The 23159-nt window shown below is 58.7% G+C and carries 29 protein-coding genes; 18 read left to right on the top strand and 11 right to left on the bottom strand.

The genetic code is table 11. The features are described 5' to 3' along the window. Positions 1–60 precede the first annotated feature (60 nt). The 4 genes from ACQAYK_RS02285 (at position 61) to ACQAYK_RS02270 (ending at position 2704) form a co-directional block, all read left to right on the top strand. Positions 61–327: a DUF493 domain-containing protein gene (locus ACQAYK_RS02285; RefSeq protein WP_215872266.1), complete on the top strand. Its 267-nt coding sequence runs from the start codon at positions 61–63 to the stop codon at positions 325–327. Next, a complete protein-coding gene (gene lipB, locus ACQAYK_RS02280) occupies positions 318–971 on the top strand; it encodes a lipoyl(octanoyl) transferase LipB (protein ID WP_215872267.1) in 654 nt (217 codons plus the stop codon). Before ACQAYK_RS02285 ends, lipB begins: the two co-directional genes overlap by 10 nt. After that, entirely contained in the window at positions 971–1915 is a 945-nt protein-coding gene (gene lipA / locus ACQAYK_RS02275) for a lipoyl synthase (protein WP_215872268.1), read from the top strand. Before lipB ends, lipA begins: the two co-directional genes overlap by 1 nt. A gap of 63 nt (positions 1916–1978) precedes the next feature. Further along, a complete protein-coding gene (locus ACQAYK_RS02270) occupies positions 1979–2704 on the top strand; it encodes a YdcF family protein (RefSeq protein ID WP_226830634.1) in 726 nt (241 codons plus the stop codon). On the opposite strand, the gene ACQAYK_RS02265 is transcribed toward ACQAYK_RS02270, so the two are convergent. Further along, positions 2701–3792 carry a L,D-transpeptidase family protein gene (locus ACQAYK_RS02265; protein ID WP_215872269.1) on the bottom strand — a complete coding sequence of 364 codons (1092 nt, stop codon included), beginning with the start codon at positions 3790–3792 and terminating at the stop codon, positions 2701–2703. The genes ACQAYK_RS02270 and ACQAYK_RS02265 overlap by 4 nt on opposite strands. A 100-nt stretch (positions 3793–3892) precedes the next feature. Here ACQAYK_RS02265 and ACQAYK_RS02260 point away from each other — a divergent pair, with 100 nt between their 5' ends. From ACQAYK_RS02260 to ACQAYK_RS02215, 10 genes are all read left to right on the top strand, one after another. Continuing rightward, complete coding sequence (locus ACQAYK_RS02260; RefSeq protein ID WP_215872270.1) at positions 3893–4321, top strand: hypothetical protein; 429 nt, start codon at positions 3893–3895, stop codon at positions 4319–4321. Positions 4322–4394: 73 nt separating this feature from the next. Next, the gene (locus tag ACQAYK_RS02255) at positions 4395–5879 is read left to right on the top strand and encodes a type IV pilus assembly protein FimV (protein ID WP_215872271.1); all 1485 of its coding nucleotides are present in this window, start codon (positions 4395–4397) and stop codon (positions 5877–5879) included. A gap of 11 nt (positions 5880–5890) precedes the next feature. Beyond that, the gene (locus ACQAYK_RS02250; protein ID WP_215872272.1) at positions 5891–7024 is read left to right on the top strand and encodes a DNA-binding transcriptional response regulator; all 1134 of its coding nucleotides are present in this window, start codon (positions 5891–5893) and stop codon (positions 7022–7024) included. Positions 7025–7058: 34 nt separating this feature from the next. Continuing rightward, positions 7059–7625, top strand: a complete 567-nt coding sequence (locus ACQAYK_RS02245; RefSeq protein WP_215872273.1) for a GTP-binding protein — start codon at positions 7059–7061, stop codon at positions 7623–7625. Continuing rightward, the gene (locus ACQAYK_RS02240) at positions 7622–8260 is read left to right on the top strand and encodes a roadblock/LC7 domain-containing protein (RefSeq protein ID WP_215872274.1); all 639 of its coding nucleotides are present in this window, start codon (positions 7622–7624) and stop codon (positions 8258–8260) included. The genes ACQAYK_RS02245 and ACQAYK_RS02240 overlap by 4 nt, the downstream gene beginning before the upstream one ends. A 37-nt stretch (positions 8261–8297) precedes the next feature. Further along, entirely contained in the window at positions 8298–8660 is a 363-nt protein-coding gene (locus tag ACQAYK_RS02235; protein WP_215872275.1) for a roadblock/LC7 domain-containing protein, read from the top strand. A gap of 63 nt (positions 8661–8723) precedes the next feature. After that, on the top strand, positions 8724–9602 hold the full coding sequence (gene glyQ / locus ACQAYK_RS02230) for a glycine--tRNA ligase subunit alpha (protein WP_215872276.1): 879 nt from the start codon (positions 8724–8726) through the stop codon (positions 9600–9602). After that, a complete protein-coding gene (gene glyS / locus ACQAYK_RS02225; protein WP_215872277.1) occupies positions 9599–11677 on the top strand; it encodes a glycine--tRNA ligase subunit beta in 2079 nt (692 codons plus the stop codon). Before glyQ ends, glyS begins: the two co-directional genes overlap by 4 nt. Further along, entirely contained in the window at positions 11674–12210 is a 537-nt protein-coding gene (gene gmhB, locus ACQAYK_RS02220) for a D-glycero-beta-D-manno-heptose 1,7-bisphosphate 7-phosphatase (protein WP_215872278.1), read from the top strand. Before glyS ends, gmhB begins: the two co-directional genes overlap by 4 nt. A gap of 3 nt (positions 12211–12213) precedes the next feature. Beyond that, a complete protein-coding gene (locus tag ACQAYK_RS02215) occupies positions 12214–12930 on the top strand; it encodes a lysophospholipid acyltransferase family protein (protein ID WP_215872279.1) in 717 nt (238 codons plus the stop codon). Here the strand turns inward: ACQAYK_RS02215 and ACQAYK_RS02210 are convergent. Both ACQAYK_RS02210 and ACQAYK_RS02205 read right to left on the bottom strand, forming a co-directional pair. Beyond that, positions 12902–13795, bottom strand: coding sequence for an ATP-grasp domain-containing protein (locus ACQAYK_RS02210; protein ID WP_215872280.1), 894 nt, complete (start codon positions 13793–13795; stop codon positions 12902–12904). The genes ACQAYK_RS02215 and ACQAYK_RS02210 overlap by 29 nt on opposite strands. Next, positions 13792–14085, bottom strand: a complete 294-nt coding sequence (locus tag ACQAYK_RS02205; protein ID WP_226826852.1) for a hypothetical protein — start codon at positions 14083–14085, stop codon at positions 13792–13794. The genes ACQAYK_RS02210 and ACQAYK_RS02205 overlap by 4 nt, the downstream gene beginning before the upstream one ends. Before the next feature lie 146 nt (positions 14086–14231). On the opposite strand from ACQAYK_RS02205, the gene ACQAYK_RS02200 reads away from it, so the two are divergent. Continuing rightward, positions 14232–15572, top strand: coding sequence for a heterodisulfide reductase-related iron-sulfur binding cluster (locus ACQAYK_RS02200; RefSeq protein WP_255790063.1), 1341 nt, complete (start codon positions 14232–14234; stop codon positions 15570–15572). A 197-nt stretch (positions 15573–15769) separates the two neighbouring features. Beyond that, positions 15770–16069 (top strand): hypothetical protein, encoded by a 300-nt coding sequence (locus ACQAYK_RS02195; RefSeq protein ID WP_215870693.1) that lies wholly within the window; start codon positions 15770–15772, stop codon positions 16067–16069. A 32-nt stretch (positions 16070–16101) separates the two neighbouring features. Here the strand turns inward: ACQAYK_RS02195 and ACQAYK_RS02190 are convergent, their stop codons facing one another. Beyond that, a complete protein-coding gene (locus tag ACQAYK_RS02190) occupies positions 16102–16431 on the bottom strand; it encodes a 4a-hydroxytetrahydrobiopterin dehydratase (protein ID WP_215870692.1) in 330 nt (109 codons plus the stop codon). Between the two features lie 62 nt (positions 16432–16493). Between ACQAYK_RS02190 and ACQAYK_RS02185 the strand changes: the two genes are divergently transcribed. Then, positions 16494–17171 carry an epoxyqueuosine reductase QueH gene (locus ACQAYK_RS02185; RefSeq protein ID WP_215870691.1) on the top strand — a complete coding sequence of 226 codons (678 nt, stop codon included), beginning with the start codon at positions 16494–16496 and terminating at the stop codon, positions 17169–17171. On the opposite strand, the gene ACQAYK_RS02180 is transcribed toward ACQAYK_RS02185, so the two are convergent. From ACQAYK_RS02180 to ACQAYK_RS02160, 5 genes are all read right to left on the bottom strand, one after another. Beyond that, entirely contained in the window at positions 17129–17695 is a 567-nt protein-coding gene (locus ACQAYK_RS02180) for a hypothetical protein (RefSeq protein ID WP_215870690.1), read from the bottom strand. The genes ACQAYK_RS02185 and ACQAYK_RS02180 overlap by 43 nt on opposite strands. Then, on the bottom strand, positions 17695–18243 hold the full coding sequence (gene ampD / locus ACQAYK_RS02175; RefSeq protein WP_215870689.1) for a 1,6-anhydro-N-acetylmuramyl-L-alanine amidase AmpD: 549 nt from the start codon (positions 18241–18243) through the stop codon (positions 17695–17697). The genes ACQAYK_RS02180 and ampD overlap by 1 nt, the downstream gene beginning before the upstream one ends. Beyond that, entirely contained in the window at positions 18240–18575 is a 336-nt protein-coding gene (locus ACQAYK_RS02170) for a thioredoxin family protein (protein WP_215870688.1), read from the bottom strand. The genes ampD and ACQAYK_RS02170 overlap by 4 nt, the downstream gene beginning before the upstream one ends. A 111-nt stretch (positions 18576–18686) precedes the next feature. Beyond that, positions 18687–19379, bottom strand: coding sequence for a M48 family metallopeptidase (locus ACQAYK_RS02165; RefSeq protein WP_215870687.1), 693 nt, complete (start codon positions 19377–19379; stop codon positions 18687–18689). Between the two features lie 7 nt (positions 19380–19386). Beyond that, positions 19387–20925 (bottom strand): 2-isopropylmalate synthase, encoded by a 1539-nt coding sequence (locus ACQAYK_RS02160; protein ID WP_215870686.1) that lies wholly within the window; start codon positions 20923–20925, stop codon positions 19387–19389. A gap of 232 nt (positions 20926–21157) precedes the next feature. Between ACQAYK_RS02160 and ACQAYK_RS02155 the strand changes: the two genes are divergently transcribed. Then, on the top strand, positions 21158–21346 hold the full coding sequence (locus ACQAYK_RS02155; RefSeq protein ID WP_215872963.1) for a YqaE/Pmp3 family membrane protein: 189 nt from the start codon (positions 21158–21160) through the stop codon (positions 21344–21346). A gap of 28 nt (positions 21347–21374) precedes the next feature. Here the strand turns inward: ACQAYK_RS02155 and ACQAYK_RS02150 are convergent, their stop codons facing one another. Both ACQAYK_RS02150 and ACQAYK_RS02145 read right to left on the bottom strand, forming a co-directional pair. Continuing rightward, positions 21375–22658 (bottom strand): sigma-54 interaction domain-containing protein, encoded by a 1284-nt coding sequence (locus ACQAYK_RS02150; protein ID WP_226859023.1) that lies wholly within the window; start codon positions 22656–22658, stop codon positions 21375–21377. 125 nt (positions 22659–22783) lie between these two features. After that, positions 22784–23074, bottom strand: coding sequence for a high-potential iron-sulfur protein (locus ACQAYK_RS02145; RefSeq protein ID WP_215872961.1), 291 nt, complete (start codon positions 23072–23074; stop codon positions 22784–22786). Positions 23075–23159 lie beyond the last annotated feature (85 nt).

The following is a 23159-nucleotide window of genomic DNA, read 5'->3' as shown; positions in this document are numbered from 1 at the left end:
GAAGCACTACCATGCAGTGGTAGATGCCACGGACGAGACGAGGCGCGACGAGGAGCAGGCATGGAAACGCCAGGCGAGGGGCCGGACGATTTTCCCCATATCCATCACGTGAAGGCCATTGGTCAGCACGACGATCTGCTCGGCGCCGTGCAGGCAGCCATCGCCGTGCATGTGCCAGATATACCGCAACAGGCGTTCAGCGTGCGCGCTAGTGGTGGTGGCAAGTATAGCGCCGTCACTTGCTCAGTAACGGTAACCAGTGCCACACAGCTGCAGGCCATCTATGCGGCAGTGCAGGAAATCGAGGGGGTGATGCTATGCCTGTAGAGCTCTCCGACGAAGCCATTTCTGTGCGCTGCTGGCCGGGTCTTCTGCCCTACTTCACTGTGCTCGACGCCATGCGCGAATTCACTCGCCAACGTGACGAAACGACTCCTGATCAGATCTGGTTGTTGCAACATCCCCCGGTCTTCACCCTGGGGCGCAATGCCGACGCAGCGGACGTTCTCGACCCCGGTCCCATTCCCGTCATCCGCAGCGATCGCGGCGGAAAGGTGACCTATCACGGTCCCGGCCAATGGGTAGCCTACCTCCTTATTGATCTCGCGCGCTGCGGCTGGAATGTGCGGCAGTTGACGCAGGCCATGGAAAATGCCGTCATCCACCTGCTTGCGCAACACGGCATCAGCGCCCAAGCACGCCGCGACGCCCCGGGGGTCTATGTACAGGGAGCCAAAATTGCCTCCCTGGGACTGCGCATTCAAAAGGGCCGCAGTTATCACGGATTGAGCCTGAACACCGACATGGATCTCAGCCCTTTTCAGCGCATTCACCCTTGTGGTAGCCCCGGCCTGGAAGTCACACAAGTGCGCAGCCTCTGCCCAGATCTGCCCTCGGAAACCGTGGCCCAGGAGCTACTCGACAGTCTCTCCATTGCCCTTGGACGGCCCTTGCACAAAGGGGGTAGCTGATGGCAAACGCCGAACGGGGTGAGGAAAAGGTCCGTCGCAATCCCGTGCCCATTCCCGTCGTTGCCGAGCCGTCGCCGCGTCAGCGCAAGCCCGACTGGCTGCGAGTGCGCTCGCCATTGAACCCACGTGTGGACGAATTGAAGACGATTCTCAGACAGGCAAACCTGCATACGGTCTGCGAAGAGGCTTCCTGTCCCAATCTGGGAGAGTGCTTTGGTGGCGGTACGGCGACCTTCATGATCCTCGGCGATCTATGCACTCGACGCTGTCCCTTCTGTGACGTTGCCCATGGCCGACCAACGGCTCCTGATCCGGAGGAACCTGCGCACTTGGCACAGACCGTTGCGCAGATGGGGTTACGATTTGTTGTGGTGACCTCCGTCGACCGCGACGACCTGCGCGATGGTGGTGCCGGACACTTTGCTGCGGTCATCGACGCATTGCGTCGGCAATGTCCGGAGCTGCAGATCGAAATCCTCGTTCCAGACTTTCGCGGACGTCTGGACAAGGCCCTCGATGCGCTGGCCGAATGCCCCCCCGATGTGCTCAATCATAATCTGGAAACCGTACCCAGGCTCTATGCCCAGGCGCGGCCAGGCGCAGACTACGCGCATTCTTTGGAGCTTCTGCGCCGCTATGGGGAGCGCCATGCAGATGTCCCGACCAAGTCAGGCCTCATGCTGGGTCTAGGGGAGGAAATCGGGGAGATCATCGAAGTGATGCGCGATATGCGCGCTGTCGGTTGTTCGCTGCTCACCCTCGGACAGTATCTGGCGCCCTCGCGCCATCATTACCCCGTGCAACGCTATGTGGCGCCCGATGAGTTTGCGCAACTGGAGCACATCGGCCGGGAGATGGGATTTCGTCACGTGGCAGCCGGCCCCTTGGTACGCTCCTCCTACCATGCCGAACATAGTTTCCGCGAATGGTCTGATCCACTGTAGCGCGTGACGCCGATCTATCTTCTCAGCCTCGGCTCCGCCTTGGTCCAGCCGCCAGGTATTTTTTTGAGTTTGGCTGGCGTTGGTGTCCTGGTGAGCGCCCTACTGGGTTGGCATTCCCTGGGTAGACTCCTGATCGTAGTCGCCCTACTGGGAATCTATTTTGCAGCTACTCCGCTTGGTGCGCGTCTCCTGCTGCAGCCTCTAGAAGATCGCTATCCACCGCTTTTGCATCCCCTGCATGGAGACTCGGCACCGCAAGCGATCGTTGTGCTGGGTGGTGGCGAGATCGTCAATCCAGATCGGCCGGTGCCCGAAATGGCCAATGCCCGAACATTGATGCGCTTACAGGCGGCCGCCGCGCTGGCACAACAAGTCGATCTACCCGTGGTACCCAGTGGCGGTGCGCCGAGTTTTGGTGCGCCCAGCGAGGCAGCGACCATGGCGGCGTTACTCCGGGACAGTTTTCATATCGACAACCCCATCTGGTTGGAAGGGAAGTCGTACAACACCGCAGCGAATGCGAAGGACAGCGCCGCGTTGTTGCGCCAGCATGACATTCGCCGTATCTACTTGGTGACTTCGGCGGTCCACATGCCACGGGCCATGGCCTGGTTCCGCCATTATGGTCTCCTGCCAACGCCCGTACCCTGCGACTACCGGATGGGACAGGCGACGCCTCTCTCCTGGCAGTCGTGGTTGCCACGCGCAATTTATGAAGAAATCAGCAGTGAGGCCATGCACGAGTATGCTGGCCTCCTCTGGTATCGTTGGCGCACCGGGCAGTTTTAACTCGGCTTCTGTCCGGGCAGATAGACCTTGACGTTGATTTGATCCTGGTTGGCTGCGCTCGCAAGCGGAAGTGGCGGAGGAACGGCAGCACCATTGGCAGCGGGTCCATATGGCGCGTACGCATAAGGCTTGGCGGGCAACGCCTGGGCCAGGGTGGCGTAGGTAGGTGTGCCCACCCCGATCGGCAGGGCCACGGTGTTGTGCTCGGCAACCATGCGCCGTACCCGCGCCCAGTCGATCTCCTCGTGCAAATGATTGGCCGCCATAAACTGCTTGATGGCAACTACTGCGCGTTGGAGATCTGTTGGTCCGTCTTTGTGATACGCATGCAACGGTTTGTAGCACTGCAGGTAGATCTGTCCGTTGCGTTCGCCCACCATGTTGGGCTCATCGATGATACGCACAGAAGTGCCTACCGGCACCATGGGGAAGAGCTGCGCGACATTCTCCGGATACATCTGGAAACAGCCCTGACTGGAGCGCATACCGATGCCCCACGGATGGTAGGTGCCATGAATGAAGATTCCCGAGAGCCCCGTCTCCATGGCCAACTCCCCCATGGGATTTTCCGCACCTGGCGGCCAATACCACGGAATATCCATATGAAACTTCTTTTCAAACCAAGCATGGATGTTTTTTGGGACATTCCAGGCTGGCATCTTGAATTTCTGGATGATGCTGGTGGTGGTCAGGCTCTCCTTCCAGCCCGGCAGGAACACCCCGACCGGGTAGGTGAATACCACCCCCCGCCCCTCCGGGAAGAAATAGATGCGCCGGGCGGGAATGTTGACAACGATTCCGCTCCAGGGTCCGGAGGGAAGCACGTACTCGTTGGGAATGACAACCTTGCTGGCCTGTCCTGGCAGCCAGGGATTCACCCCGGGATTGGCGCCAACCTCCTGGTTATAGCCGATGTCGTAGAACCGACCGATATCGAGCAGCGTGTCATCGCGATGGCTGGTGACGGCTTGCAGGTTCCCGACCATGTTGCCCTGCTCGGGCAGGGGGAACACCGTCGCAAGTGCGGCGAGCGGGGCCAGAGCGATACAGCCGACAAGAAAAATTTTTCGTAGCGTGTTTTGCAGCATTGCAACCTCACTCGGGAGGCTGGCAGAATCCTTAATTCTATTCTGCGCGGCCAGTTGATCCTGTTATAACGTTGCGATTTTACCGAAAATGGAGCAAAAAGTGGAATCACCCTTTCTTCTCGAGCTACGGCGCCATCTGCAAGAGGAAACGCCCAGGACGGAGGCCCTGCGTGCAGCCTTCGTTCCTCTGGATCATCTCCTCGCCGACATCGCCACAGACCAGCAGATCCTCTACGACGGACCCGGCGTTGGGCTGGGTATACAACCCAACCTGCATCGTCTGCGCATCGCCCAACACCATTGGACGGGTAGCGAGCGCGCTTGGGGGCTGGCGGTATGCAGCTACGCCGGACAGGGAGAGCCGCGCAGCGAATGGCGCATTGCGCGCGCCAGTCGCGAACGACTACCGGTGATCCTGCGCGCCTTGCCCGAGTTTTTCCATGGCTACGCCGAAATGGCACTGAGAGAACACCCAAGCCGCGGCAGCAGCAGACGTCTACAGGAAATCGCACGTCTACTCGGGCGTTGACAGGTCGACAAAAGCATCTATCTACCTCCTCGAAGTCCATTGCGGATCATCCAGGAGCCTCGAGTCACAAGCCATGCACCTCCCCACGACGAGTCTGATACTGATCGGTGCAGCCGTGTTTTTGGTGGCAGCAGCGATCCTCTGGAAGTTATGGGGGCGCAAAGCCACGGGTACCCGAAAGGCATCTGAAAACCCGGTGGCGGCTGCCATACCGGCTCCTCAACCGCCACTGCCGGCAGTAACCAACCCTCCGATAGCAGTGGCCGAAATCGAAGAAGTCGGCATCTTGGATGAGGTCGAGATCTATCTTGCTTACGGGCACATTGATCAGGCAACCACGGCTCTTCGCTGGTATGCCGAACATCACCCGCAGGACTTGGAGCAAAGAAGCCGGCTCCGGAATCTTTATAACGAGGCAGGAGATTATCAGCATCTCGCGGAAATATTGGAGGAGGACCTCGACCGGCAAGTTCTGGACCTTCACGCAGTCCAGAGTCTGATCCTGCAATGCCTGCAGAAGGACCCACAAAACCTGCCACTGCGCGTGTTGGCCGAAACCCGACTGCATCTCAGTCTGGAAAATATCGAACAGGAACTGGGCCGTCAGCAACCCCTCCACAAGGAGAACCTTCTGGCGCGCGAGCAGGAACAGCTGGAGCTAGGTTCTCTTCATCGCGACCTGCAACAGGCAATTGTGCATCCCGAGCCGCTCGAACTAAACGATATTCCCCTGCACGCATTTCAAAGGCATGCAGTGGAGCAGGAGCGAAAAGAGGAGATGCCCGCAGACGCCTTGCTCTATGGTTCAGAGCCGCTATCTCCGCTCGATGAGGAAGAGATTCTTGTCGTCAGCACCCTTGTCGGCACGACCCATGCCGTCCAGTTATTGAGGGAAACGAGTCAGAACGCCGCCGCCGTAAATCTCCTGCAGCGACAGGCGGTTTTACACCCGAAGCGACTGCGCCTCCATGTATTGCTTTTGCAGATTCTTTATGAACAAGAGAACAAGCAGGACTTTGCCCGCGCCTTGCTGCGTTTGCACATCATCCTCTGGGGTCTGGGAAAGGCCTTACGCCAGCGCTTGCTCAACGTAGGAAGGCAGCTGGGACAAGACCGTCTATATAATGACCTGGAAAATAGTGAAGGGAGAGAAAATCAGGTGCTGCCGAGTCTCGCAGAAAAATATCAATTGTATGTCCCCACCAGCACGATCCCGGTGAGCAGCGCGCAACTGGTGGAAGAGCGCCTACGGCGCGACCGGGAGATTGCTGAAGTAGATGCCGATGATCCAATTCTACGCGATTTCAACATGCTCCTCGATTATGGCCAGGTAGAGGAAGCCGTCGATTTGCTGGAGCAGTCAGCCCTTGCCTCGCCGCGAAAGTCCGGTTATTTCCTCCCGTTACTGGAAATGTATGAACGTATGCAAGCACGCGATCGTTTTGCTCGATTCAGCAGAAAGATCATCCATAGTGACCCACAACCTGACGAGGCCATCCTGCGCCAGCTGTATCACCTGTCTGAGCGCCTACAGCGAGACATCAGCGCTACCGCCTGAGGAGAAAAACCATGACTGACAAGGCACAGATTGCGGGAACTCCTTCGACTCTGGTACGCGGGATTGGCCTCGATACCCGAAAAGAGGCCGTATTTCGCATGGCCTTTCGCATGAACCGTAAGGCAAATTATAGATTTCTCGAAGCGGACGACCGCCAAGCTCCAGACGTGGCGATTGCCGATCTGGATTCCCCCGACGGGCTGGCGGAAGCCGACAAATTTCGTAAGGAAAACCCCGAGATTCCGCTGCTTGCCACGACGGTAGTCCCCAACAACTTTCCCCAGTTCGTGACGCTGACCAAACCAATTCGCATGGAAACTCTGTTCCCCGCGCTGGAGCAGTTGCTGCAGCCATCGCCAACGACCCGTGAATCGCCTGTGCAGCAGCCCTCTGAACCGGTAGGGCAGGTCCTAAATTCTGCAGCAGCGACTCCAGAGAAAATCTCCACGAGTGTGCAGCAGCCCGCGCCGGTGCTGGAGAGAGAGAAACCCAGTTTTGATCCGAATCAAATCGATTACTTCGATCCAGAGCAGGGCCTTCTCGCGCTGGTTCAGCGGGCCATCCGCGATCAAATTTCCGTAGGAATCGTCGATCGACGTAATGGAAGATTGCTCTGGCGGATTATCCCAGAGCAGGAAAAGGTTGACGCCAGTGTCAGCATGGAAGAGGCACAAGCAATCTTTCGGGAAGGAGAAGAGAACCTAATTCTCCGAGATGGCGCCTCTTTCACCGATAACGACTCCGTTCATTCGCTGACGCTTACGGAATACCTTTGGCAGATTCACGCAATCGCTGCGGATGGTCGTCTGAGCAAGAAAATTCCATTGAATCGTCCGGTAAAATTGCGCCGGTGGCCCAATCTCACGCGTTTGTACCCACTACCCGAGGCATTACGTTTGGCGGCCTTTCTCGCCCGCTCACCGGCATCCCCGGCATTGACCATACGCATGTTGCAGGTACATTCTCAGGCGCTCTTCAACTTTCTTGCCGCGGCTGATGCCTTGCAGTTATTGGAATATAGCCCCGTATCCGGGATGGCGTCAGAGCCAGCGATCCCCTCGAGCACACTGGCGGAAGCGCAACGGCCGAGCCCCGCGAAACGCGGTTTTCTTGGCCGTCTGCTGTCAAAAATTGCAGGGCTATAGTGATGGAAATGTACAATAACCGGGAGATTTATTTATGAGAGAGGACAATAAAATCGTTTTCACTGGCCCGGTTGGCGCAGGCAAAACTTCAGCGATATCTGCCATCTCTGATGTACCCATCATCTCTACAGACGCCAGAGCGTCAGACATGACCATAAACCGTAAAGGCCACACCACCGTGGCTATGGACTATGGGATTCTGCATCTTGGCGACAAGAGCAAGGTACATTTATATGGCACCCCCGGACAGGAGCGCTTTGATTTCATGTGGGATATCCTGACTACCGGCGGTCTCGGTCTGATATTGATGCTGGACAACACCCGCCCCAATCCGCAAAAAGACATGCATTTCTTCCTGCATGCATTCAAGGACTACATTGCCGATGTTCCGGTGGTCCTGGGCATCAGCAAGACCGATCTCAACTCCCGCCCGGACACCGCAGACTACGCAAAGATGCTCGCGGAGGTCGGTCAGGATCTGCACATGCTCAATCCTGTTCCACCAATCTTTGAGGTTGATGGACGCAACAAAGAAGACGTGAAGAACCTGGTCATGGCACTACTTTTCTCCATCGATCCTGGTCTGGGAATGCTCCCATGAGCATCGAACTCGTCACTGCTGAGCGCCCTCTGTATGCGGAGTTGACGCCAGCGGGTGCATTCTACGTCAGCTCCGGCCCGGAACTGGAAGGTAACCGATCGATTCTGTTCCACATTCTTCGCGAGGGATCGCGCGCGCCCTTCGGCCGCGAAACTGCCTGCCGCTGGACCCGACTGGACGCACCGGATGACGCCTTGCGCAGTATTTTCCGCCTGCAACGTCTGGGTTTGATCCGCGGAAATCCCGAGCCACGCCACCCCCCCGAGCAGCGTCTGGAAGACATCCTCCCTGGCTTGCTGGCGCAGCTATCGGACGGGCAACGCGCTCTACTTGCCGATGAAAACGGTTTTTACCTGTCCACATCGGGCTTCTTACATGAATCCGCGGAGGAGCTTGCCGGACTTTCCGCTGATTTGCTCAGCCTGCAGGGCCGACACGGGAGGTTATTGCGCAACAATCTCCGCATCCACAGTGAAACTTGGGCACTGGTCGACCCCGCGGGACAGTCCGAGCTCGGATTCTGGCCGCTCTTTATTGGTCCACAGCGTTTTATGCTGATCATCGGCGGCACTCCTCTACTTCAGAGCCAGCCCTTCGTCACCCTTGTGCAAATACTCGATCAACGGTATCGCTAAATGTCTTCGTCCTTATTTTATTGGGAGTTTTAACGCCATGCGTGAAGAAATGCTTAAATCCATCCTCAGTGACCTCAACGGCTCTTCCGCCGACATCGAGGCGTCTGCAGTCATATCCACCGATGGATTGACCATCGCCTCCCTGCTGGCCGGCAACATGGACGAGGATCGCGTCGGTGCCATGGCTGCCGCGATGCTGTCCCTGGGCGACCGAACGGCAGCGGAGCTGGCCCGCGGTGAGCTGGAACAAGTAATGATCAAGGGAGATTCCGGATACGTCCTGCTCATTCATGCCGGACACGATGCCGTTCTCACCGTAATTGCCAGAAAGGAAGCAAAACTCGGCTTGATTTTTCTGGATGCGAAGCGCGCCGCCCAAGGTATTGCGGAACTTCTGTGAGCCCAGACTTTCCTGATACCGGACGTTCGGCCATAATTGGCGTCCTCGTGCAGCGGGGTCGCCATGACTTTTCAGGAAATCATCCAAGAGTTACAACAGTTCTGGAGTGAACAGGGTTGTGTGGTGTTGCAACCCATGGACATGCCCGTGGGTGCAGGCACTTTTCACCCAGCAACCTTTTTACGGGCAATCGGTCCGGAACCCTGGCGTGCTGCCTACGTACAACCCTCACGCCGTCCCACCGATGGCCGCTATGGCGACAACCCCAACCGGCTACAGCACTATTACCAGTTTCAGGCGGTACTCAAACCCAATCCCAGTAACCTGCAGGAGCTCTATCTGGAATCCCTGCGCCGCCTCGGCATCGACATTGCGTTGCAGGATATTCGTTTCGTAGAGGACGACTGGGAATCACCCACCCTGGGCGCCTGGGGTCTGGGCTGGGAAGTCTGGCTGAACGGCATGGAAGTGACGCAGTTCACCTATTTTCAGCAGGTTGGGGGCCTGGACTGTCGCCCGGTAATGGGCGAAATCACCTATGGCCTGGAGCGCTTGGCCATGTATCTGCAAGGCGTTGAAAGTGTCTATGATCTGATCTGGACACCGGGCGTAAGCTACGGCGACGTGTATCACCAGAACGAAGTGGAGCAGTCCCGCTACAATTTCGAGCTGGCTCCCGTAGACGATCTAAGGCAACGCTTTGACCGCGCCGAAGCCGATTGTCAGAGTCTCATCGCCGCCAAGCTGCCCCTGCCCGCCTATGAACGGGTGCTCGACTGCTCCCACACCTTCAACCTGCTCGATGCCCGCCATGCCATCGCCGTCAACGAGCGGGCACGCTTCATCGGCCGGGTACGGAATATGGCGCGTGCGGTAGCGGAAATCTATGCCGAGGCTCGCGCCGAGCTTGGCCACCCCTTGTTGCAGGGAGGTGACGCATGAAGCCCCATCCCCTGTTACTGGAAATCGGTTGCGAGGAACTACCGGCAGCGGAACAACAGCAGCTGCAGCAAAGCGCCGTAGAGATCATGGCCCGCCTGCTGGACGAAAGCGGCATCGAGTATGGCGAGATCCTCCCCTACGTTTCTCCGCGTCGAATTGCGCTACTCATTCACGAGCTCGCCAGTGCCACACGGGCCGAGGAAGAACTCCGCCGCGGACCGGCGCTCGAACGGGCTTTTGTCAACGGCAAGGCAACACCGGCGGCTGAGGGGTTCGCCCGCTCTTGCGGTGTCGCCGTCAGCGATCTTCAACGCTTGGAAACCGAAAAAGGCGTTGTGCTGGCGTGGCGTATCCAGCATCCGTCCCGTCCCGTAACGGCGCTCTTGCCGGATCTGGCCACGCGCTGGGTGGAGTCCTTACCTTTGCGCAAGCGAATGCGTTGGGGCAAGCGCGAAGAAAGTTTCTCCCGTCCCATTCGTTGGTTGCTGCTCCGCTTCGCTGACCAGTGCTTATCCTGGCAGGCCTTTGGCCTGCAAAGTGAGGCTCATAGTTTCGGTCATCGCGTCCATCATTCTGGCCCCGTGCCAGTCGTCCAGCCCCAGACCTATGCGCAAGCCTTGCTGCAAGCACAGGTCCGCGCCCATTGGCAGGAGCGCCGCGCCTATATCGCCAGGGAACTACAACGCCTGGCGCACGAGCTGGATTGTACACCCGTGCTTGGCGATGCCCTCCTTGATGAAGTCACCGGGCTCTGCGAATGGCCCGTTGCCCTGGCGGGCGGCTTTGCCGAAGAATATCTACGCATCCCGGAGGAAGTGCTGATCACGGTGATGATTCAGCACCAGCGCTATGTCCCTCTGCGCGATCGGCAAGGGAAGCTGGCAGCACGGTATCTCTTTATTGCCAACCTCGAAAGCCGCGATGCGCAGGTCGTCATTCATGGCAACAATCGAGTACTGCGCGCGCGCCTGGCTGATGCGGCCTTTTTCTGGGACCAGGACCGCAAAAGCAGCCTGGTCGCCTGGATTTCCGATCTGGACCAGGTCTCCTTCCAGGACGGTCTGGGCAGCATAGGCGACAAGGTACGGCGCCTGCAAAATCTAGCCCCCAGGGTGGCGGCGATGCTTAGCGCCGATCCCGAGGATTGCCGGCGTGCCGCGCAACTCTGCAAAAGTGATCTGCTCAGCGGCATGGTCGGAGAGTTTCCGGAACTACAGGGCATCATGGGCGCCTACTATGCCGGCCATGACGGCGAATCGGCGGCGGTGGCCCAGGCCATCGGCGAACAGTATCGGCCGGTAGGGCGCGATGACGCCATCCCGGCTTCGCCTGCCGGGCAGGCGTTGGCTCTGGCGGATCGTATCGACACCCTCTATGGATTTTTTGCGCTGGGAAAAATCCCGACCGGCGACCGCGATCCCTTTGCCCTGCGTCGTGCCGCCCTGGGCATTCTGCGCATTGCACTGGAAGGAGAACACTCTTTCTCCCTGGCTGCGCTCACGCAGATGGGTCGCGGTGCCTATGCCGCGACACTACTTCTTGGCGCGGAACCCAGTGCGAAGCTCGGCGAGTTCTTCCAGGACCGGCTGCGCGTGATCTTTCGCGAAGAGGGCTTCGCCGCCGACCAAATTGCGGCGATTCTGGCGGTGGCCGGTGATGATCCCCTCGACGCCCAACATCGCCTGGAGAGTCTCAGCACCTTCCTCGCCAGCGATCCGCGCGCCGATGATTTGGCCGCGCTGATCAAGCGTGTCAGTAATCTCTTGCGTAAGGAAGGAAGCCAGGAAACTCCGGACCTGCGTCCCGACTTGTTGCTGGAGGCCGCGGAAAAGGCGTTGTGGAACGCCTGGACGGCCATTGCGAAAACCGTTGAAGATGACCTCAAGGACAGGAACTATCATCACGCACTGGTGACCCTTGCCAGCCTGCGCGATCCGGTGGACCGCTTCTTTGCGGAAGTGATGGTACTCTGCGAGGATCGTGCGCTCCGGGGACAACGTCTGGCGCTATTACAGGCGCTGCAAGGCGCGTTTTTGCAGATCGCCGATTTTTCCCAGCTGCAGGGCCGCGGATGACGCATCTGCTCATCCTCGATCGCGACGGCGTCATCAACGAAGACAGCGATGCCTACATCAAGTCGGCTGCCGAATGGCGGCCGATTCCGGGTAGTCTGGAGGCTATTGCTCGCTTCAATCGCGCCGGCTATACCGTCGTGGTAGCCAGCAACCAATCGGGTATTGGCCGGCGCCTGTTCAGCCTGCGCGCCTTGGGCTCCATCCATGCCCGCATGCGGCGGGAATTGGCGGAGACGGGGGGACGGATCGATGCCATTTTTTTCTGTCCCCATCACCCGGAAGCCGGTTGCACCTGCCGCAAACCCCAGGCCGGGATGTTTCGCGAGATTGGCGAACGCTTTCAGGTCGATCTGCAAGGAGTGCCGGCCGTCGGCGACAGCCACCGCGATCTGCTGGCGGCCCGGAGCGCCGGTGCCAGCCCCATCCTGGTACTGACGGGGAAAGGCAAGAAAGCGGCAGATACTGCGCGCGCCGAGGGCGTTCCCGTCTTCGCCAATCTGGCCGCCGTCGCCGACGCCCTGCTTGGCCACTGAGTCATGCTCCGTGCCCTGCGCAGCATGCTGTTTTATGCGTCATTCACGTTGTGGACCCTGATCTGGGCGTTGCTGCTTTTGCCCTTCCCTCTCTTACCCCAATCCTGGCGCTACTGGGGCTGCGGTACTTGGGCGCGCGTCGCGAGCTACCTCTTTTCTTGGAGTATTGGTGTGCGTTATCGCGTACAGGGGCTAGAGAATATACCGGCCGGTCCCTGCGTTATTCTCAGCAATCATCAGTCCTCCCTCGAAACCCTGCTGCTATGGCGTTACTTCCCGCGTCTGTCCTTTGTCCTCAAGGCCGAGCTGTTGCGTTTTCCCATCATCGGCTGGTATCTACCCCTAGGCCAACCCATCGCCATCAATCGTCAAGCGGGACGTCAGGCCCTCAAACAGGTTCTGGAGGAAGGAGAAAAACGCCTGCGGGCAGGCATTCCCGTTCTCATTTTTCCGGAGGGCACGCGGCAAGGCTGCGGTGAATTGGGCGCCTTTCACCAGACCGGCGTTGCCCTCGCGCAGCGCGCTGGCGTACCCATTACCCCCCTCGCTCTCAACAGTGGCTGCTTCTGGTCACGCCACGACTGGCGCATGCGATCGGGCGAACTACACCTGCATTTTGGCCCGGCTGATAACGGCGAAGGGCGCAGCAACCAGGTGACCGACCGACTACGCGAGTGGATTGCCGCGGAAATCAGGCAGATGCCTGCACACGACGACTAAGAGCGAAGTCCACGATCTTTCCCGCAATATCAATGCCACTCACGCGCTCGACGCCCTCCAGGCTGGGGACGGGATTGACCTCCAGGATGACAGGAGCGCCTCGCTCATCGAGCATCAGATCCACCCCGGCAAAATCCAGGTCCAAGGCTGCCGTTGCGGCAAGCGCCAACTTTCCCAAGCGCGCCAGCACTTCCGCGTCCTCCACGCGCTCTGCCGTCCCGGCCCGATGTAAATTGCTGCGGAACTCTCCCGGCCCCGCCCGTCGCCGCATGGCCGCCAGCGCCTCGCTGCCAAGGACGATCACCCGATAGTCCTCTCCTGCGGGCAAAAAGCGTTGCAAGAGGGCTTCGTGTTGCAACTGCAGCAGGGTATCCACCAGCGCCCGTGCGCCCGCGCGGCTCTCTGCCAGGTTGACGCCGACCCCCTGGGAGCCGCTGAGCAGTTTGCTGACCAGTGGTGCTCCCAATTGCGCGAGCGCCGTTTCCGTCGCCGATGCATCGGCAAGATACCAAGTCTCCGGCACAGGCAAGGACGCGCCGGCGAGGATTTGCAGGGACAGAAATTTGTCGCGCGCGTGCAGGATGGCATCACCGCCATTGAGGCAATAGCTACCCTGCGCCGCCAGCTGCCGTAGCAGGCGCACGCCGAGTTGGGTCAGGGGACTGCCAAAGCGTGGCAGTACCCGTTCGGGAGGCGGCAGGATCTGGCCTTCGTAATATAGATAGAATTTTCCTTGCTGGACATGCAGGGCGCAGCGCTCGGGCTGCAGGACGCGCCCATCTACCCCCCTTGCGCGTAGCGCCTCCTGCAAACGGCAGGTGGAATAGAGCTCCGGATAGCGCGACAGGATCGCGACAGAGGTCAAGAGTCGCTCTGATAGGTTAGCAGCGGCAATTCTCCGTGCGCAATGGAGCGCTCGATAAAACCTGCACGACCCGGGTGCCGTTGTTCCAGGGCAGGCCGGCACGTCGCCTCTACCCCGACAATCGCCGCCAGTAGCACCTCCAGTTCTTCCCCATCGACGCGCAGGCTCCCGTAAGGATTTTGTGAATTTTCCGGACGCCAGAAGAGATTGCTCCGCCAACCCTTGGCGCGTACGGCGGGGTTCTCGAACAATGTGCGACAGCGCTGTCCAATATCGGTTTTTGCCTCCATCTTCACTCCCATTTGACTACCTGCAACAAAATCCTTGACTTGGCTTTGGAAATATAGAAGAGCATAATAGTCAACTATAAAGAGATCCAAAACGGACACGGCAACGGATCATAGTCTGGGCCCACAGGGCCGACAAGGAGTTTACAATGAGTGAAAACACGACGCAGCAAGGGGTAGCCGGTCACGGCGCCTTTTTCCAGGATACCAATCTCAACGCCAACGAAGCCGAAGCGGCGACGGCATGGGTGCGTAACCATGTCGACCGGCGCTCGGTGGATCTGGGCGAGCGCATGGACGACATCCGCGAGCACATGTGGGAGCTCGAGAAGGAAGGCGAGATCATCGTCCATCGCATCAGCGATGATCACAAGCCCATTGAGGTCGACACCCTCTTCGGCTGGAAGAAGCGGGTACCCACCAACCAGCTCTGGCATCACAAGAGCTGCGGGCAGTGCGGTAACATCCCCGGCTATCCCACCAGCCTCATGTGGTTCATGAACAAGTTCGGCATCGACTACCTCGACGAGACCGACCAGACCTCCTGCACCGCCTGGAATTATCATGGCTCCGGCATTGGCAACGTCGAATCCCTGGCAGCGGTATTCCTGCGCAACTTCCACCAAGCCTACGTCTCCGGCAAGCAGCACGGCTTCGAGAACGGCCACTTCTATCCCCTGGTGCACTGCGGCACCTCCTTCGGTAACTACAAGGAAATCCGCAAGTACCTGATCGAATCCGCCGAGCTGCGCGAGAAGGTCAAGAAGATCCTCGGCAAACTGGGCCGTCTAGTCGATGGCAAGATCGTCATCCCCGAAGAAGTGGTGCACTATAGTGAGTGGCTGCACGTGATGCGCAACCGCATTGCCAGCGACCTGCAGACCATCGACATGAGCAACATCCGGGTGACCGTGCATGCCGCCTGCCACTACTACAAGATGGTGGCCGAGGATGCGGTCTATGACAACACCGTTCTCGGCGGCAACCGCACCGCGGTCGGCACCTCCATGGCCCAGGCCCTGGGCGCGCAGGTCATCGACTACTCCACCTGGTATGACTGCTGTGGCTTTGGCTTCCGCCACATCATTTCCGAGCGCGAGTTTACCCGCAGCTTCACCATGAACCGCAAGATCAAGGTCGCGCGGGAAGAGGCGAAGGCGGACGTGATGATCGGCATCGACACCGGCTGCATCACCACCATGGATAAGAACCAGTGGATTGGCAAGGCACATGATATGAACTACTCGGTGCCGATCATTGCCGACGTGCAGTTGGCCGCGCTGGCCTGTGGCGCCGATCCGTTCAAGATCGTGCAGCTGCAGTGGCATGCCTCTCCCTGTGAGGATCTGGTGGAGAAGATGGGCATCAGCTGGGACAAGGCCAAGGCCGATTTCCAGGAATATCTGAAGCAGGTCGAGCAAGGGAATGTGGAATACCTCTACAACCCCGAACTCGCTACCAATCAGAACATCAACATGAAACAGGCCTGATCGGTACCCGCCTGATGAAAGCAGCCCCGCCAATGGCGGGGCTTTTTTCGTTGCGCGCGCCGGTCTTCTATCCCTCCATGCAAAGCTTCAATGGCTGGAATCATACAAAAAGACTCCCGCATCGGCGCAGTTTCGCGTATCCTCTAAGGCCGATCATTCAACCGATCCGTATATCTGCTTACGACAGGAGGAGTATCGTGGACAACCAGGCTCTCAACGCCCGCTGTGTAGAACTGTTTCAAAACGCCAACGTAAAGCTGCGCATGTGGAACGCGCGCATGTTCTGGCAAGTGGGTGACCTTTTCAACGTCCCAACGGATAAGCTTACGCAACCCAAGGTAGACCTCTGCGAGCTGGAAGTGATGCTCTCCACCGCCGCTCTGACGGATTCCCAGTGTGCTGCCGAGCTCGACAAAAAGGAGCCCGGCCGCGCTGCTTTCATTCAGCGTCAGGTGCGTGAGGGAATGCGCCCCCTCTTGCGCCCAGCAAGCCACTGATGCAGTGACGAGGGAGCGGGGCGCAGCCCCGCTCAGGTCAGTAACTGCTCCACCGCACGCACGCAGATCACGTCGTTCTCGGTAACACCACCGACAGCGTGGGTGCTGAAGCGCACCAGACAGGTATTGTAGGAAACCTGCAAGTCTGGGTGATGATCTTCGCGGTGGGCAATCCAGGCCAAGGCGTTGACGAAGGCCATGGTCTCGTAAAAATTGCGGAAGTGAAATCTCCGTTCCAATCCTTGGTCTTGCAGGCTCCATTGGGACAATTCCGCCAGGGCGGCGCGTATCTCCGCCTCAGCCAACAACGCCACGCCACCCTCACAGGCCCGGCAGCTACCCGGTCGCAAATCACTCGGCATTGCACATCCTCCAGAGCAAAAACTGTTATCATGCAGTGTAATTGAAGCCCTGGAGCATTGTCATGGCAAAAAAAGCCCCGGCCCCATTACGCACCCCCGACGGCAGCGAGCATGTCTTGTTGCATTCCTGCTGCGCGCCCTGCGCGGGCCCTATCATGGCCGACATGCAGAGCGCCGGCATTGCGCTGACCATTCTGTTCTATAATCCGAACATTCATCCTCTGGCGGAATATGAACTGCGCAAAGAAGAAAACATCCGCTACGCCGAAAAGCTGGGCCTTCCCTTCATCGATCTGGACTACGACAAGGACAACTGGTTCGAGCGGGTCAAAGGTCTGGAATGGGAGCCCGAGCGTGGCGCGCGCTGCACGGCCTGTTTCGATATGCGCTTCGAGCGTTCGGCCTTATATGCCGTAGAGCACGGTTTTACCTTATTTACCAGTACATTAGGGATCTCGCGCTGGAAAGACATGGCGCAGATCAATGGTTGCGGTCAGCGCGCCGCCGCCCGCTATCCGCAGTTACAGTATTGGGACTATAACTGGCGCAAAGGTGGCGGTAGCCAACGCATGATCGAGATTGCTAAAGAGGAACAGTTTTACCAGCAGGAGTATTGCGGCTGCGTTTACTCCCTACGCGATAACAATCTGCACCGTATCGCCCAGGGACGAGAAAAGATTGTACGCGGGGTGAAGTTTTACGGGCGCGACGAGGTCGACAAAGGCATCCAGAGCCGGTAACGGTCCCCCGGACCCAAGAGTTCCACTAACGGATATCGTGGCGTGATGCCGTTGCGTTTGCACCAGGAATGCAGGGCCGCGTAGCCTTTCCAGCTGGCAATAGCACTATTGGCTTGCAGGTCAACCGCCGCCACGCGTTGGCTCGTCCACTGCCCTTCCTGCCATCCCTTCGGCAGTGTGCTTGGCGAGGCCGTCAGCAGCACGCCCAGGCGCGCCTCTACCCGGTTATCTTTGCCCTGCATCCCGCTTTCTTTCTCGATCAGAGTGAGAGAAGAGCCCTGCCGCCAGTCGGCGGGCAGCTCCTTGATCCATTTTTCGCGTTGCCGATCGAGGCCAGCATAGCTGCCATCATACTGCCGGTAGACATAGTGCAATGCCGGACTGGTAATTTCCTGCACAGAAGCGCTGGTAAAGACGCCCAACCACCAGAGGGTGAACAGCACAAAAGCCAAAAAAACCAAAAACGGGCCGCCCCAGCCCCGACGCCAATCTCGTTTGGGACGAATTCGCTCGCTCGTTTCCATCACGACAACCCTTGCCACAGCCGTGGCCAGTCAAAATGCGGACCAGGATCCCATTTTCGTCCCGGCGCAATATCGGCGTGGCCGGTAATGGCGCGTCGATCCAGTCGTGGGAAATAGCGCCAAAGATCGGGAATCAAAGCCTGCAAGGCCAAATACTGGGCGTCGGCAAAAGGCTGCGTCTCGCTCCCCTCGATCTCGATCCCCACACTGAAATCATTGCAACGCTCTCTGCCTTGCCAGGCCGAAACACCGGCATGCCAAGCCCGGCGATCGACGGGGACATGCTGCCAGATCTGCCCGTCGCGCTCCAAAAAAAAATGCGCGGAAACCCGAAGTTCGCGTAGCTGCTCATAATAAGGATGGGCGGAAAAATCCAGTTTGCCCTGAAAAAACCGGGGCACCTCACCGCTGCCAAAGGCCCCGGGCGGCAGGCTGATAGCATGTAACACCAACAGATCCACGCTGACGCCTGCGGGGCGTTCGTCCTGGAAGGGCGATGGCGCTCGCCTTGCGCGCCGCAGCCAGGGGCCATGCCACGGAGAACTCACGGTGCTTCCTCTGGCGCCAGATCGGCATGCGCCGCGAGCCAAGGATCGAAAGCCGCCAGACGCGCCTCGACCTGCATCGGGCGCTGATAGCGACCATCGCGAAAGACAAAGAGCGCAGGCAGATGATAGACCTCAAATTCCTGTGCCAGCCCCATCTCGATGCCGGCATCCGCCTCCCAGACTTTGAGGTCGTCGCGCCGACTCTCCCATTCCGCCAAGAGGCGACGCCAGATCTTGCAACTATGGCAGCCCGCAGAACTGAAAAAGAGGATGATCCAGCCGCGCTCCTGCGCCACACGCTGCCAGAATCCCAATTCTGAGACGCGCTCCACGTTCAGAACACCGACAAGAAAGGGACTGGGTATGGACGATGCATAGGCACAGTATAACAGCTGCGCCTCCCCGGGTCAGACGCCCATGATAACGAAGGAAAACGTCCGCACTCAGCCGCGGCGCAGGGCACGTTCCAGCTCTCGACGATTGGGCAGATGGGCATCGAGCAAGTCGTAGAAGCGGGCATTGTGGCCACGCTCGCGCAAATGGGCGCACTCGTGGGCAACGACATAGTCGATGCAGTCCAGCGGTTGCTCCACCAGGGCCAGACGAAACCAGAGCCGCCGAGCGACGGTATTGCAGGTACCCCAACGGGTACGCATCTGGCGAATCCGCCACTCGGCAACCTCGACCCCCAAGCGCGATTCCCAGCGGGCAATCAGATCGGGCAACAAGCGCTGCAGCTCCCGGCGTTGCCAGCGTTCCAGGAGTCGGTCTTCCTCCGTCGGCGTCGCATGTTCTGGCAGATACAGACATAGCGTCTGATCCTCCTCCAGTACTACCCGTGCCCTGCCCGCATGGATCCGACGCTCTACACGATACGTCAACCCCAAGTGCTGCAGCATATGCCGATGCGTCTGCCGAGACGCAAGAACCTCTTCGCGACGCCGATGGATCCACGACAACCTCTCTTCCACCGCGCGACGCAGGAAGAATTCTGGGAGATACCAAGGGCAAGCAATCCAGACATCACCACGCTCATCAACCAGAATGCGCAGCGTTTTACGCCGCTGGCGTTGGTAAAAACAGGAAAGCCCAGCCACCTGAATGGACTGGGCCTTCTGTTGCCGCTGTTCAGGCATGACGACCTTAGAGTTGCGGGTGAAAGCCGCTGGGGACCTGAATCCGATTCAGGGCCGAGACATAGGCCTTGGCACTGGCGACGACGATGTCGGTATCCGCACCCAAGCCATTGACCACCCGGCCATCGGCGGCCTGCAGGCGAACCGTTACCTCTCCCTGGGCGTCCGTTCCCGTAGTGATCGCATTCACCGAATAAAGCAGGAGCTTGGCACCACTGCCGACGATCTCCTCGATCGCTTGGAAGGTGGCGTCCACCGGCCCACCGCGGGTAACCGCGGCGGTCTTGGCGACCCCGTCCACCCAGAGCTCGACCTTTGCCTCCGGATGCGTCCCCATTTCCGAGCAGACCCGCAAATAGCCCAGGCGGTAGCGGTCCTCGCTCCCCTGTTGGGCATCTTCGTTGACCAGGGCTTGCAAGTCTTCGTCAAAGATCTCCGCCTTGCGGTCGGCAAGATCCTTGAAGCGCGCAAAGACCTGATTCAAGGCATCGCCATCGAGGGAGATACCCAGGCTTTCCAGTCGCGCCCGCACCGCCGCCCTCCCCGACAACTTACCCAGAGTCATACGGTTGGCCGCCCAGCCGACATCTTCGGCACGCATGATTTCGTAAGTCTCGCGGTGCTTAAGGACGCCATCCTGGTGAATGCCCGACTCGTGCGCAAAGGCATTGGCCCCCACGATGGCCTTGTTGGGCTGCACCGGAAAACCGGTAATGGTCGACACCAGCTTGCTGGTCGCGACGATTTGCTGCGTATCGATGCGAGTCTCGCAGGGAAAGACATCAGAGCGGGTGCGCACCGCCATGACGATCTCTTCCAATGCAGCGTTCCCCGCCCGCTCGCCCAAGCCGTTGATGGTGCACTCCACCTGGCGCGCGCCCTGGGTGACTGCGGCCAGGGAATTGGCAACGGCCAAGCCAAGGTCGTTGTGACAGTGCACGGAAAACACTGCCTGATCGCTGTTGGGAATCCGCGCCCGCAAGGTCCCGATCAACTGCCCGAAGCGCTCGGGCAAGTTATAGCCGACGGTATCGGGGATGTTGATGGTCCGCGCGCCGGCCGCGATCGCCGCCTCGATAACCCGACAGAGAAAATCCTCTTCGGAGCGCCCCGCATCTTCCGGGGAGAATTCCACATCGTCACAGAGGCTGCGCGCCAATTTGACTGCCGCGACCGCACGTTCCAGCACCTCATCGGGACGCATACGCAACTTGGCCTGCATGTGAATGGGACTGGTGGCAATGAAGGTGTGAATGCGCCCTGCAGCAGCGGGTTGCAGAGCCTCTCCAGCGCGGCGAATGTCTTCCTCCCGCGCTCGCGCCAGGCCGCAGATGCGACTTTCGCGGACCGTTTCGGCAATGGCGCGCACCGCCGCGAAGTCGCCGGGACTGGCGGCGGGAAAGCCCGCCTCGATGACATCTACCCGCAGCCGCTCCAACGCCTTGGCAATGCGGATTTTTTCGTCGCGGGTCATGGCCGCGCCTGGAGACTGCTCGCCATCACGCAAGGTGGTGTCGAAAATGATCAAATGCTCTTTCTGCTGCATAGTAAGCCCTTCCTGTTGCAGGAATCTTTCAGTAGTTTCGAATTGGGAACGCGAGACCGAAATGGTCGGAAGGAATGATTTTTAGCCCCAGCGGGGCAGCAGCAGACGCAGACCTGCTGGAGAGGCCGCGCAAAAGAGAAATGGAATCTGCTGACTGTTCATGCGCAAAAGGATAGACAAAAAGCACCAGAGGTGCAACTCTCTACAAAGGATAAAAACCTTAGGAGCCCCGATGCGTCTTCTCCTCGCGATCCTCGTCCCCTGGCTGCAGTTCTTTACCATCGGTCGGCCTTTTGCCGGGATCATCTGCCTGATCTTGCAGCTCACCGTGATTGGCTGGGTGCCAGCAGCTATCTGGTCGGTCTACGCCCTCAGTCAGTACGAAACCGACAGAAAGATCCGCCGCATGACTAGTGGCTGAGGGCTGGCGCGCCCCTGAGAGCTGCCTTTCAGCTTTGATGAAGCCAGCGGTACACCGTGCGCTCACTAACGCCCAAATGTTCCGCAACCTGGCGACGATTACCCTGAAAGGTACTGAGGAGTTCCGGCAAATTGGTTGGCCGCCCTCGCCGTCCGGAGAACGATATCGGACGCGTGGGGGCTGCTATGTTCTCCTCTGGGTGATGCGACGATTGCAGAAAGTGGACATGCTCTGGCAAGATCAATGGCCCATCCGCCAGTGCTACCGCCTTTTGCAAAATATTCCGTAACTCCCGCACGTTACCGGGGAAATTATAGGCGCAAAGCCGACGCTCGGCCTCCGTTGACAACTGCCACTGCCCTCCCCACTCCCGCCCAATGCGTTCGAGAAGCACGCAAGCAATCCCTGGAATATCCTCTCGGCGCTCACGCAGAGGGGGGAGATCGATGTTGATCGCCGCAAGACGATAGTAAAGATCTTCACGGAACGTCCGCTCGGCGACCATCTCCCGCAGGTTGCGGTTGCTCGCCGCGATGATGCGCACATTGGCATGCAACAAATCCGCGCCCCCCAAGCGACGAAAAGCCCCGGTTTCGAGCACACGCAGGAGCTTGGCCTGCACCGGTAATGGCAATTCACCGACTTCATCCAAAAATAGTGTGCCACCATCGGCACTTTCGAACAGGCCAATCTTCCGCCCTATACACCCAGTATAAGCGCCCCGCTCGTGACCAAGAAATTCACTTTCGAAGAGGTGCTCGGGCAACGTAGTACAGTCGACCGTGATCAGCGGCTTGTCCGCACGTGCAGAAAATTGATGCAAGGCACTCGCTGCCAGCTCTTTGCCCACACCACTTTCGCCCCAGAGGAGAATGCTGGCGTCGGTTCGCGCGGCCATCTCGATGTGGTGCAAACACCGCAAAAAGGCTGGCGAGCGACCGACCATGCGCATGTCAGTACAAGTAATCTCACTCTGTTCCCGCGGCAAATGGATGATTTCTTCGGCCAAAAACCGCTGTCCTCGCAGATCGCGCAGAACGTGTCCACGAATGCGCACATGCTCCGCATTACCGACCGGATCATAGTGGACATGACGAACCTCGTGGGGTTCTCCATTGCGGAAAACCGTTTGATGCGGGCAGTCTTCACCATTTTCATGGCAGGGGACGTCGGAATGGTGGGAGACCTGATGGCAACGGCGTCCCACCAAGTCCTCCTCACTCACGCCATAACATTCCCGATAGGCCCGATTGGCGGCCACAATACGATATTCCGCATCGATGACCACCATCGGATGCTGCTGCAAATCCATGGCAGACTGCACATCCAGTGCTTCTAAACTGTGAACTGGCGCGGGCTTATCCAATGGACTTCTCCACATTAATGAGACAACAAGATTCAGAAATTCTTCTTATCTATAAATAACCAATGATTATATTACGATTCCTTTGGGTAAAATGCCAAGCAGTAGCCTTCCGGACTGACTTTTCCGGCAACGACTTGACAGCTGCCGATTGCCTTGGGCGTGGCACCAGGAATGAAGTGCTGACACAGCGAACAATGATCCTGTTTGTAGGGGTGATCTTGGTATTGTACCGAGGCCTTGCTCTCCTTACTCCCTTCGCCAGCAAAGGCGAATTGCGTACCCAGTATGGGAAGCGCAGCTGTAGCGGCAGCCATGGCGGCCATTTCCTTCATCCACTGACGACGACTTTTTCGTTCCTGCATGGTTACATCTCCCGTCATTTAGGTCTCGTAACTAGCTACGAAGGTGTGAGACTTTTGGATGCAAAAAACCCGGATCGCCTAATTT

This window comes from Acidithiobacillus sp. AC3 (assembly GCF_050261095.1).
GTDB lineage: Bacteria > Pseudomonadota > Gammaproteobacteria > Acidithiobacillales > Acidithiobacillaceae > Igneacidithiobacillus > Igneacidithiobacillus copahuensis.
This window is presented reverse-complemented; position numbering and strand designations above follow the sequence as displayed.